Origin of the sequence: Streptomyces sp. NPDC058773 (assembly GCF_042746015.1) — a bacterium.
Classification (GTDB): domain Bacteria; phylum Actinomycetota; class Actinomycetes; order Streptomycetales; family Streptomycetaceae; genus Streptomyces.
Genome location: NZ_JBHYPE010000068.1, coordinates 1 through 11,996, shown reverse-complemented (window position 1 = coordinate 11,996; position 11,996 = coordinate 1). Strand labels below are relative to the sequence as shown.

The window sequence follows — 11,996 nt, the reverse complement described above, 5'->3', positions numbered from 1 at the left end:
GGGGGCGGTGCCGGGCCCGGCTCTGTCCTGAGGGACCCCGGCTCCGCGCAGGGGTCGGCACCGCCGCGCTCAGCCGGGGTACGGCAGATACGGCGTGGTGTCCGGGACGGCCGGAGCGCCGGCGGCGGACCGGCCGGGCTCCCCGGCCCGGTCGGACGGGAGCAGGGAGCCGATCCAGACGTCCCGGCGGGTGCCCTCGCGCACCCGCTTGGCCCGCAGGGTGCCCTCCATCCGGAAGCCGAGCTTGCGGGCCACGGCCCGGGAGCCCTCGTTGCCGGCCTCCGCGTGCCACTCCATCCGCTCCACGCCCAGGTCGCGGAAGGCCCAGCGCAGCACCCCGCGGGCCGCCTCGACGGTGTACCCGTGGCCGCGCCGCTCCTTGGCGGTCCAGAAGCCCAGCTCGGCCTGCCGCTCGGCGGTGCGCAGCCGCGCCAGGCCCACCAGGCCCATCGCGCCGACCAGGGCGCCGGCCGCCCGGGTGACGACGGCGAAGTGGTAGGAGGTGTCGTCGCGCCAGCCCCCGGGGACCGTCGTACCGACGAACTGCTTCGCGTCCCTCAGGCCGTAGGGTGAGGGGACGCCCGTCCAGCGCTGGATGCCGGGATCCTGGCACGCGGCGTGCACCGCGGGCGCGTCGGAGGGCTCGAAGCGGCGCAGCACGAGGCGCTCGGTGGTGAGGGTGACGGGCTCCATGACGTGAGTCTCCAGGTTCGCGGAATCCGTGGCGAAGGGTTTTCCGCGTGATTCCGGTGCCGTCCCGGCACCTTCTCGCGGCGTTGTGCGTTCACGTGGGGAAGGGGACGGCGGGGTTCGCTGCGGCGTACCTCCCGGCCCGGCGGCGTCCTCCTTTACGATGGCCGTTGCGGCGGGGCCTGCCCCCTTGGAAAAATGCCGCGCCCGCGCACTCGACCGTGCAGGCCCGACCGGCAAGGAGACCAGCCCAAGTGTCCGTCTTGACGAAGATCATGCGTGCAGGCGAAGGAAAGATCCTGCGCAAACTGCACCGCATCGCGGGCCAGGTCAACTCCATCGAGGAGGACTTCGCGGCCCTCTCCGACGCCGAGCTGCGGGCGCTCACGGACGAGTACAAGCAGCGCTACGCGGACGGCGAGACCCTCGACGACCTGCTGCCCGAGGCGTTCGCCACGGTCCGTGAGGCCGCCAAGCGCGTGCTCGGCCAGCGCCACTACGACGTCCAGCTGATGGGCGGTGCGGCCCTGCACCTCGGGTATGTCGCCGAGATGAAGACCGGTGAGGGCAAGACCCTGGTCGGCACCCTCCCGACGTATCTGAACGCGCTGTCCGGCAAGGGCGTCCACCTGATCACGGTCAACGACTACCTGGCCGAGCGCGACTCCGAGATGATGGGCCGGGTCCACAAGTTCCTGGGCCTGACCGTCGGTTGCATTCTCGCCGACATGACGCCGGCCCAGCGCCGCGAGCAGTACAACTGCGACATCACCTACGGCACGAACAACGAGTTCGGCTTCGACTACCTCCGCGACAACATGGCCTGGTCGCAGGACGAACTCGTCCAGCGGGGCCACAACTTCGCGGTCGTCGACGAGGTCGACTCGATCCTCGTCGACGAGGCCCGTACGCCGCTGATCATCTCCGGCCCGGCGGACTCGGCCACCAAGTGGTACGGCGATTTCGCCAAGTTGGTGCGCCGTCTGAAGCGGGGCGAGGCCGCCAACCCGCAGCGCGGCATCGAGGAGACGGGCGACTACGACGTCGACGAGAAGAAGCGCACCGTCGGCATCCATGAGTCCGGTGTCAGCAAGGTCGAGGACTGGCTGGGCATCGACAACCTGTACGAGTCGGTGAACACCCCGCTCGTCGGTTACCTCAACAACGCGATCAAGGCCAAGGAGCTCTTCAAGAACGACAAGGACTACGTCGTCATCGACGGCGAGGTCATGATCGTCGACGAGCACACCGGCCGTATCCTCGCCGGCCGCCGCTACAACGAGGGCATGCACCAGGCCATCGAGGCGAAGGAAGGGGTGGAGATCAAGGACGAGAACCAGACGCTCGCCACGATCACCCTCCAGAACTTCTTCCGCCTCTACAGCAAGCTCTCCGGCATGACCGGTACGGCCATGACCGAGGCCGCCGAGTTCCACCAGATCTACAAGCTCGGTGTCGTCCCGATCCCGACCAACCGCCCGATGGTCCGGATGGACCAGGCGGACCTGATCTACCGCACCGAGCCCGCGAAGTTCGACGCGGTCGTCGAGGACATCGTCGAGAAGCACGGCAAGGGCCAGCCGATCCTGGTCGGCACGACCTCCGTGGAGAAGTCCGAGTACCTCTCCCAGCAGCTCAACAAGCGCGGTGTGCCGCACGAGGTCCTGAACGCCAAGCAGCACGACCGGGAGGCGTCGATCGTCGCCCAGGCCGGCCGCAAGGGCGCCGTGACCGTCGCCACGAACATGGCCGGCCGTGGTACGGACATCAAGCTCGGCGGCAACCCCGACGACCTCGCCGAGGCGGAGCTGCGCCAGCGCGGCCTGGACCCGGTCGAGCACGTCGAGGAGTGGGCGGCCGCGCTGCCCGCCGCCCTGGAGCGCGCCGAGGCCGCGGTCAAGGCGGAGTTCGAGGAGGTCAAGGAGCTCGGCGGGCTCTACGTCCTCGGCACCGAGCGGCATGAGTCGCGGCGGATCGACAACCAGCTGCGCGGTCGTTCCGGCCGTCAGGGCGACCCCGGTGAGTCGCGGTTCTACCTGTCCCTCGGGGACGACCTGATGCGGCTGTTCAAGGCGCAGATGGTCGAGCGGGTCATGGCGATGGCCAATGTGCCCGACGACGTCCCGATCGAGAACAAGATGGTGACCCGGGCGATCGCCTCCGCCCAGTCGCAGGTCGAGCAGCAGAACTTCGAGACGCGCAAGAACGTCCTGAAGTACGACGAGGTGCTCAACCGCCAGCGCGAGGTCATCTACGGCGAGCGCCGCCGCGTCCTGGAGGGCGAGGATCTGCAGGAGCAGATCAAGCACTTCATGGACGACACCATCGACGCCTACATCCAGGCGGAGACCGTCGAGGGCTTCGCCGAGGAGTGGGACCTGGACCGCCTGTGGGGCGCGTTCAAGCAGCTCTACCCGGTCAAGGTGACGGTCGAGGAGCTGGAGGACGAGGCCGGCGACCGCGCGGGCATCACCGCCGACTTCATCGCCGAGGCCGTCAAGGACGACATCCACGAGCAGTACGCCGCCCGTGAGGAGCAGCTCAGCTCGGATGTGATGCGGGAGCTGGAGCGCCGGGTCGTGCTGTCCGTCCTGGACCGCAAGTGGCGTGAGCACCTCTACGAGATGGACTACCTCCAGGAGGGCATCGGCCTGCGGGCGATGGCCCAGAAGGACCCGCTGGTCGAGTACCAGCGCGAGGGCTTCGACATGTTCACCGCGATGATGGAGGGCATCAAGGAGGAGTCCGTCGGCTACCTGTTCAACCTGGAGGTCCAGGTCGAGCAGCAGGTCGAGGAGGTTCCGGTGGAGGAGGCGGCCGAGCCGACGTCGCTGGACAAGGGCGAGCCCGTGCCCGCCGCCGCGGGGCGCCCGGAGATCCACGCCAAGGGCCTGGAGGCGCCGCAGCGTCCGGACCGGCTGCACTTCACCGCCCCCAAGGTGGACGGCGACGGCAGCGTCATCGAGGGCGACTTCATCAGCGACGACGAGGCGGGCCCGGCCCGTTCCGAGGCGGATGGTCTGACCCGCGCCGAGCGGCGCAAGGCGCAGAAGAGCGCGGGGCGTCGCCGCAAGAAGTAGTGAGGGAGCGCTGACGCGGCTCGGGCACGGGGTGCCGGGGCCGCGGCGCGGAGAGCGCCCCGGCCGGATTCCGGCCGGGGCGCTCTGCCGTGTGCCGGTCACGGTGCCGGGCAGGCCGGGGCAGGGGCCGGGCCGACGTCGAGGGCGGCGCAGCGCCAGCGGGAGTCGGCGCCCAGCTCCAGCCGGAAGGCCAGGGCCCGCAGCCGTTCCCCCGCCGCGATCCGGGCGAAGGCCTCGATGACCCCGCGGCGCGGCCGGCACAGCCCGCAGTCCCGCACGGTGGGGGCCGCGCCGCGTCGGCCGGGACCCGGGGCGGGCCGCAGCGGTGCCTGCGGGGCGAGCTCCGCCAGCCGGTCGTAGGCGGCGGGCAGGGCGTGTCCCAGCAGGGCGTGTACGGGGCGCTGCCCGCTGAGCGCGAGCACCAGCTGCTGGGCGAACCAGTGGTGCGGCTGGCTCTCATGGGCCCGCCGCCGCGCGCCGGCACTCGGCAGCGGGGCGCCGGCCGCACCGATGGGGTAGGCGGCAGCGGCACGGGCCCGGCGGCTCTCGGCGGCGGCCGTGGCGGCGGGGCGGACGGGGCGCGGCGCGGTCCGGGTGGGGCCGCGCCCGGCGGAGCCGGGGCCACGGCCGGCCGGGCGGCTCCGGCTGCCCGTGCTGCTCCTTCCGTCCGCACCATCAGGGGCGGACGCTCCGGGGCCGCTGCCGGCCGGGCCGAGGGGGCGGCGGCCGACGGGGGACCGGCGCGGCCGGGGAACGGCCGGGAGGGTGCTCGGAGTGCCGGCGGCGGGGCGGGCGCGCGGGCCGCGGCCGGTCACGGTGGCGTCGGGTGGTGTGGGCGCGGTGGCCGAGGCGGCGGGGTGTGTGGTGAGGCCGATGGTGGTGGGCCGTGCGGTGCTCCCGTTGCCGTTGCCGTTGCCGTTGCCGTTGCCGGCGGTGGTGGGTGTGGTGTCTGCCGTGCTGTGGTCGGTGTCCGTCATGCCAGTGATCGCCCCCGTGGTGCCGGGCCCGTGAATTACTGGGCGGTAGCTTTTTGTGGTGGGGATCTTCTATCGGCGGGATCGCGGCGGCAGCAAGGCGCGGACGGGCCGGAACCGGGGCGCGCAGAATTCACCCGTCCGTGGCGCGGGCCCGGGACGACGCCTCGGGAGCGGGGCGGCGGAGGGGCCCGGGGCGGGTGGCGCGGGGACGCGGGGGCGGCACGATGGGGGACGCCCGCCCGTATGCTGGCGGGATCATCGTCGGAGTCGAGCGAATCGAGCGGAAGCGACTGCCATGCGCGTCTACGTCCCCCTGACCCTCTCCGGTCTCGCAGAGGCGCACAAGAACGGTGAGCTGGGCCCCGGCCCTCTCGGCGCGTACGCCGTCACCCCGGCGCTGCGCGAGTGGTACGTCTCGGACGACATCGAGGAGCTGGAGTACGCGGCGCTCGGCCGCGCCGCCCAGGCGTCGCTGCGGCTGCTCGCCGGGCACCCCGAGGCCGCGCGGCGGCGCGTGGTGGTGGCCGTGGACGTGCCGGACGGCGCCGCGGTGGCCGACCCGGACCGGGGGCTCGACGAGTCGGCGCTGGGCGAGGTGCGGGTCGCCGGCCCGGTGCGGTTGTCGAAGGCGGCGGCGGTGCATGTGGACGCCGCCGACGCGGAGGAGGACGTCGCGGCGGCCGCGGCGGCGCTCGGCGCGGCGGACCAGGGCGACGACGACGCGCAGTTCACGGTGGACGGTGCGGAGGACCACGACCTGATGTGGTTCGGGGTGCAGGAGATCCCGGAGCTGATCGGCTGAGCGGGGCCGCCTGCCGGTCCCGCCGTGTGGCCGGTGGCCGACCGCGTTGTCAGTGGGTGCGGGTACGTTTTCCTCATGGGGAAGCGCACGGGCACCGAGCTGGGGGACCGCATGGGGAAGTCGGCGACGCACATCGTCTGGGACTGGAACGGCACGCTGTTCCATGACATCGACGCCGTCATCGGGGCGACGAACTCCGCCTTCGCGGAGATCGGGATGGCGCCGATCACCCTCGAGGCGTACCGGGAGCTGTACTGCGTTCCCGTGCCGCGGTTCTACGAGCGGCTGATGGGGCGGCTGCCGACGGAGGCGGAGTGGCTGGTGATGGACGAGGCGTTCCACCGCCACTACAGCACCCACCGGCTGGGCTGTGAGCTCGCCGAAGGAGTGCATGCGCTTCTGGAGGGCTGGCAGTCGGCCGGCCGCAGCCAGTCGATCCTCAGCATGTACGGACACGACGAGCTGATACCGATCGTCCGCGACTTCGGGATCGAGTCGCGGTTCGTGCGGGTGGAGGGCCGGACCGGGCCGTCCGGGGGCACCAAGAGCGCCCACATGGTCCGGCATCTGGCGGCGATGGAGCGCGTCGATCCGGAGCGCACGGTCGTGATCGGTGACGCCGTGGACGACGCGGTGGCGGCACAGGAGGCGGGGGCCTTCGCGGTGCTCTACACGGGCGGCTCGCACAGCCGCGGGAGCCTGGAGACCGCCGGGGTGCCGGTGGTGGACACGCTCGCCGAGGCGGTCGAGCTGGCGGGAGAGATCGTCCTCTAGGTCCCGCCCGGAGCCGTGCCGTGCCTGCTGGGGCCCGCTGCCCCACCCGTCGCCGGTCCGTCGGGACGCCGGGGAGCCGGGCGGCGTGACGGCGCTCACGCCCCGTGTCGGCGCCGCGTTGTCCAGAAGGTCTAAGTTCAGGCCGCGGATTTGTTCCCCCACGGCCCATGACGGCACCCAGGAGGGGGGCGATAGCCTTGCACCGTGATCAGCGCGATAACCCGCGGGGGCATCGAGGCCCCTGCCGTGCGCCCGGGGCACCACCGTGACCGGGCGGCCGCTGGTCCTTGCGGCCGACATCCCGTGTCGACTTTGTCAAACATCGTCGATAACGGCACGGCCTTCTCTCACCGCGGCATAGCGTCGACAGCGACAGGACACCCCCCGTCGCGGCGTTGTGCGGCTTCCATCACGTTCTTCCACGACGTCACGCAACGGCGCGCGACAGGAGCCAGAGGACATGCAGACCAAGCTGGACGAAGCCAAGACCGAGCTGCTCGCGAGGGCCGCCCGGGTCGTTGAAAGCAGCCCGGCCGGGGGCAAGCACCCGGTACGCGGCCTCGACCCGGACGCCCTGTCGGGATACCTCCAGCGCTACTACCTGCACACCGCCCCCGAGGACCTCACCGACCGGGACCCGGTCGATGTCGTCGGCGCCGCGCTTTCGCACTACCGCCTCGCGGAGCTGCGCCCGCAGGGCACCGCGAACGTCCGGGTGCACACCCCCACCGTCGAGGAGAACGGCTGGACCTGCAGCCACTCCGTCGTCGAGGTCGTCACCGACGACATGCCGTTCCTGGTCGACTCGGTCACCAACGAGCTGTCCCGGCAGGGCCGCGGCATCCACGTCGTGATCCACCCGCAGGTGATCGTCCGCCGTGATGTCACCGGCAAGCTCATCGAGGTCTTCGACTCCAACTGCGACGCGCACGGCAGGACCGGCAAGGGCAAGGCCACCGAGCTGCCGCACGACGCGGTGACCGAGTCCTGGATCCATGTCGAGATGGACCGCGAGACCGACCGCGAGGACCTCCAGCAGATCACCGCGGACCTGCGGCGGGTGCTGTCCGACGTCCGCGAGGCCGTCGAGGACTGGGAGAAGATGCGGGCCGCCGCCGGCCGCATCGCCGACGAACTGCCCGCCGAGCCGATCGCCGGCGACCTCGGCAAGGACGAGATCGAGGAGGCCCAGGAGCTGCTGCGGTGGCTGTCCGCGGACCACTTCACCTTCCTCGGCTACCGCGAGTACGAGCTGACCACCGCTCCCGGTGAGGGCGGCGCCGACGAGGACGTGCTGACCGCCGTGCCCGGCACCGGCCTGGGCATCCTGCGCGCCGACCCCACGCACCGCGAGACCGCCGACGGCCACCCCGTCTCGCCGTCCTTCAACCGGCTGCCCGCCGACGCCCGGGCCAAGGCCCGCGAGCACAAGCTGCTCATCCTGACCAAGGCCAACAGCCGCGCCACCGTCCACCGCCCCTCCTACCTCGACTACGTCGGCGTCAAGAAGTTCGACGCCAAGGGCAATGTCGTCGGTGAGCGGCGCTTCCTGGGCCTGTTCTCCTCGGCCGCGTACACCGAGTCCGTGCGCCGGGTGCCGGTCATCCGCCGCAAGGTCGCCGAGGTCCTGGAGGGCGCGGGCTTCAGCCCCGACAGCCACGACGGCCGCGACCTGCTGCAGATCCTGGAGACCTACCCGCGCGACGAGCTGTTCCAGACGCCGGTCGACGAACTGCGGTCCATCGCCACCAGCGTCCTCTACCTCCAGGAACGCCGGCGGCTGCGCCTCTACCTCCGCCAGGACGAGTACGGCCGCTACTACTCCGCGCTGGTCTACCTCCCGCGGGACCGCTACACCACCGCCGTCCGGCTGCGCCTGATCGACATCCTCAAGGAGGAACTGGGCGGCACCAGCGTCGACTTCACCGCCTGGAACACCGAGTCGATCCTCTCCCGGCTGCACTTCGTCATCCGGGTCGAGCCCGGCGCCAGCCTGCCGGAGCTCACCGACGCCGACGCCGACCGCCTCGAAAGCCGGCTGGTGGAAGCCGCCCGCTCCTGGGCCGACGGCTTCTCCGAGGCGCTGAACGCCGAGGTCGGCGAGGAGCGCGCCGCCGAGCTGCTGCGCCGCTACGGCCACGCCTTCCCCGAGGGCTACAAGGCCGACAACAGCCCGCGCAGCGCCGTCGCCGACGTCCAGCACCTGGAGAAGCTCACCGGCGAGCCCGGCCGCGACTTCTCGGTCAGCCTCTACGAGCCGGTCGACGCGGGCCCCGGCGAGCGCCGCTTCAAGATCTACCGCCGGGGCGAGCCGGTCTCGCTGTCCCGGGTGCTGCCCGGCCTGAACCGCCTGGGCGTCGAGGTCATCGACGAGCGCCCGCACGAGCTGCGCTGCGCCGACTCCACCGTCGCCTGGATCTACGACTTCGGGCTGCGGATGCCCGAGCACGTCAAGGGCGACGACGCCCGCGAGCGCTTCCAGGACGCGTTCACCGCGGTGTGGACCGGTGCCGCCGAGAGCGACGGCTTCAACACCCTGGTGCTGCAGGCCGGCCTCAACTGGCGCCAGGCGATGGTGCTGCGGGCCTACGCCAAGTACCTGCGGCAGGCCGGCTCCACCTTCAGCCAGACGTACATGGAGGACACCCTCTCCAACAACGTCCACACCACCCGGCTGCTGGTCTCCCTCTTCGAGGCGCGGATGTCCCCCGACCGGCAGCGGGCCGGCACGGAGCTGACGGACGGGCTGCTGGAGGAGCTGGACGGCGCGCTCGACCAGGTCGCCTCCCTGGACGAGGACCGCATCCTGCGGTCCTTCCTCACCGTCATCAAGGCGACGCTGCGCACCAACCACTACCAGAAGAACAGCCAGGGCAGCCCGCACGGCTACCTGTCCATGAAGCTGGACCCGCAGGCCATCCCCGACCTGCCCGCGCCCCGCCCGGCGTACGAGATCTGGGTGTACTCCCCGAAGGTCGAGGGCGTCCACCTGCGGTTCGGCAAGGTCGCCCGCGGTGGTCTGCGCTGGTCGGACCGCCGGGAGGACTTCCGTACGGAGATCCTCGGCCTGGTCAAGGCGCAGATGGTCAAGAACACCGTCATCGTGCCGGTCGGCGCGAAGGGCGGCTTCGTCGGCAAGCAGCTGCCCGACCCGTCACAGGACCGCGACGCCTGGCTGGCCGAGGGCATCGCCTGCTACAAGACCTTCATCTCCGGTCTGCTGGACATCACCGACAACCTGGTCGCCGGCGAGGTCGAGCACCCCAAGGACGTCGTCCGGCACGACGAGGACGACACCTACCTCGTCGTCGCTGCCGACAAGGGCACCGCGACCTTCTCCGACATCGCCAACGAGGTCGCCGAGTCGTACGGCTTCTGGCTGGGCGACGCCTTCGCCTCCGGTGGCAGCGCCGGCTACGACCACAAGGGCATGGGCATCACCGCCCGCGGCGCCTGGGAGTCGGTCAAGCGGCACTTCCGCGAACTGGGCGTGGACACCCAGTCCGAGGACTTCACCGTCGTCGGCGTCGGCGACATGTCCGGTGACGTCTTCGGCAACGGCATGCTGCTCAGCGAGCACATCCGGCTGGTCGCCGCCTTCGACCACCGGCACATCTTCCTCGACCCGAACCCGGAAGCGGCGACCTCGTACGCCGAGCGCCGCCGGCTCTTCGAGCTGCCCCGCTCGTCCTGGGCGGACTACAACACCGAGCTGCTCTCGCAGGGCGGCGGCATCCACCCGCGCTCGGCCAAGTCCATCCAGATCACCCCGCAGGTGCGGGCCGCCCTCGGCATCGACGCCGGGGTCAAGAAGATGACCCCTGCCGACCTGATGCAGGCCATCCTCAAGTCGCCGGTCGACCTGCTGTGGAACGGCGGCATCGGGACGTATGTGAAGTCCTCGGCGGAGTCCCACGCCGATGTGGGCGACAAGTCCAACGACGCCATCCGGGTCAACGGCGAGGACCTGCGGGTCAAGGTCGTCGGTGAGGGCGGCAACCTGGGCCTGACCCAGCTGGGCCGGATCGAGTTCGCCACGGCCGGCGGGAAGATCAACACCGACGCGATCGACAACAGCGCCGGTGTGGACACCTCCGACCACGAGGTGAACATCAAGATCCTGCTCAACGCCGTGGTCGCGGACGGCGACATGACCGTCAAGCAGCGCAACAAGCTGCTGGCCGAGATGACCGACGAGGTCGGCGCGCTGGTGCTGCGCAACAACTACGCGCAGAACACCGCGCTGGCGCTGGCCCTCGCCCAGTCCTCCAGCATGCTCAACGCCCAGCAGCGCTTCATGCGCCGTCTGGTGCGCGACGGCGACCTCGACCGGGCGCTGGAGTTCCTGCCCACCGACCGGCAGATCCGTGAGCGGCTGAACGCCGGCCGCGGCCTGACCCAGCCCGAGACCGCGGTCCTCCTCGCGTACACCAAGATCACGGTGTCCGAGGCGCTGATCCAGACCGGGCTGCCGGATGACGCCTATCTGGAGCGGCTGCTGCACGCCTACTTCCCGTCGGCGCTGCACGACCGGTTCCCCGAGCAGGTCGACGGACACGCGCTGCGCCGCGAGATCGTCACGACGGTGCTGGTCAACGACACCGTCAACACCGGCGGTACGAGCTTCCTGCACCGTATGCGGGAGGAGACCGGCGCCTCCCTCGAAGAGGTCGTCCGGGCGCACACCGCCGCCCGCGCCATCTTCCGGCTCAACCAGGTCTGGGACGACGTCGAGGCGCTCGACAATGTCGTCGCGGCCGACGTCCAGACCCGGATCCGGCTGCACTCGCGCCGGCTGGTCGAGCGCGGCACCCGCTGGCTGCTCAACAACCGCCCGCAGCCGCTGGAGCTGTCGGAGACCATCGACTTCTTCGCGGACCGGGTCGCCCAGGTGTGGTCGGAGCTGCCGAAGCTGCTCCAGGGCGGCGACGTGGAATGGTTCCAGGCGATCCAGGAGGAGCTGACCGACGCGGGCGTGCCCGAGCAGCTCGCCGTCCAGGTCTCCGGCTTCTCCTCGGTCTTCCCGGCGCTGGACATCGTCGCCGTCGCGGACCGGCTGGACAAGGAGCCGCTGGATGTCGCCGAGGTCTACTACGACCTGGGCGACCGGCTGCGGATCAACCAGCTCCTCGACCGCATCCTGGAGCTGCCGCGCAACGACCGCTGGCAGTCGATGGCCCGCGCCTCGATCCGTGAGGACCTCTTCGCCGCCCATGCGGCGCTGACCTCGGACGTGCTGTCGGTGGGCAACGGCTCCTCGACGCCGGAGCAGCGCTTCAAGGCCTGGGAGCAGGCCAACGCGGCGATCCTCAGCCGCGCCCGCGCGACGCTGGAGGAGATCCACGGGTCGGAAGGGTTCGACCTGGCGAACCTCTCCGTGGCCATGCGGACGATGCGTACGCTGCTGCGCACGCACAACTGACGGAGCCGGGCCGCCCCGTTCGGCCCGGTTTCCGGCAACGGCAAAGGGGCGCACCCGTCGTGGTGCGCCCCTTTGCCGTTGCCGGCGCGCGTCAGCGGTGCGCCTCGTACGCCTTGACCACCTCTTCGGTCGGGCCGTCCATCAGCAGTTCACCGTGCTCCAGCCACAGGACGCGGTCGCAGGTGTCGCGGATGGACTTGTTGTTGTGGCTGACGAGGAAGACCGTGCCGGCTTCCTTGCGCAGTTCGCGG

General features: G+C 71.2%; 6 protein-coding genes and 1 pseudogene. 4 read left to right on the top strand and 3 right to left on the bottom strand.

Annotated features, from left to right (window positions below):
* Positions 1 to 69 precede the first annotated feature (69 nt).
* Positions 70 to 693: a GNAT family N-acetyltransferase gene (locus tag ACFW5B_RS33315; RefSeq protein WP_386448153.1), complete on the bottom strand. Its 624-nt coding sequence runs from the start codon at positions 691 to 693 to the stop codon at positions 70 to 72.
* A gap of 251 nt (positions 694 to 944) precedes the next feature.
* On the opposite strand from ACFW5B_RS33315, the gene secA reads away from it, so the two are divergent.
* Complete coding sequence (secA, locus tag ACFW5B_RS33310) at positions 945 to 3,770, top strand: preprotein translocase subunit SecA (RefSeq protein ID WP_386448150.1); 2,826 nt, start codon at positions 945 to 947, stop codon at positions 3,768 to 3,770.
* Between the two features lie 98 nt (positions 3,771 to 3,868).
* Here secA and ACFW5B_RS33305 read toward each other — a convergent pair whose 3' ends face one another.
* Positions 3,869 to 4,747, bottom strand: coding sequence for an Rv3235 family protein (locus tag ACFW5B_RS33305; protein WP_386448147.1), 879 nt, complete (start codon positions 4,745 to 4,747; stop codon positions 3,869 to 3,871).
* 295 nt (positions 4,748 to 5,042) lie between these two features.
* Here ACFW5B_RS33305 and ACFW5B_RS33300 point away from each other — a divergent pair, with 295 nt between their 5' ends.
* The 3 genes from ACFW5B_RS33300 to ACFW5B_RS33290 all read left to right on the top strand — a co-directional run bounded on the left by ACFW5B_RS33300 (position 5,043) and on the right by ACFW5B_RS33290 (position 11,745).
* Entirely contained in the window at positions 5,043 to 5,549 is a 507-nt protein-coding gene (locus tag ACFW5B_RS33300; protein ID WP_386448144.1) for a DUF6912 family protein, read from the top strand.
* Positions 5,550 to 5,660: 111 nt separating this feature from the next.
* Complete coding sequence (locus ACFW5B_RS33295) at positions 5,661 to 6,323, top strand: HAD family hydrolase (protein WP_386448191.1); 663 nt, start codon at positions 5,661 to 5,663, stop codon at positions 6,321 to 6,323.
* Between the two features lie 460 nt (positions 6,324 to 6,783).
* On the top strand, positions 6,784 to 11,745 hold the full coding sequence (locus ACFW5B_RS33290; protein WP_386448141.1) for an NAD-glutamate dehydrogenase: 4,962 nt from the start codon (positions 6,784 to 6,786) through the stop codon (positions 11,743 to 11,745).
* Positions 11,746 to 11,836: 91 nt separating this feature from the next.
* Here ACFW5B_RS33290 and ACFW5B_RS33285 read toward each other — a convergent pair.
* Positions 11,837 to 11,996: pseudogene (locus ACFW5B_RS33285) on the bottom strand (ABC transporter ATP-binding protein); the annotation flags it as partial.

Bases quoted from the DNA above. Each gene is read 5' to 3' on its own strand.
- ACFW5B_RS33300 (WP_386448144.1), top strand. From the start codon at position 5,043: ATGCGCGTCTACGTCCCCCTGACCCTCTCCGGTCTCGCAGAGGCGCAC.
- ACFW5B_RS33305 (WP_386448147.1), bottom strand. From the start codon at position 4,747: ATGACGGACACCGACCACAGCACGGCAGACACCACACCCACCACCGCC.
- ACFW5B_RS33315 (WP_386448153.1), bottom strand. From the start codon at position 693: ATGGAGCCCGTCACCCTCACCACCGAGCGCCTCGTGCTGCGCCGCTTC.
- ACFW5B_RS33295 (WP_386448191.1), top strand. From the start codon at position 5,661: ATGGGGAAGTCGGCGACGCACATCGTCTGGGACTGGAACGGCACGCTG.
- ACFW5B_RS33290 (WP_386448141.1), top strand. From the start codon at position 6,784: ATGCAGACCAAGCTGGACGAAGCCAAGACCGAGCTGCTCGCGAGGGCC.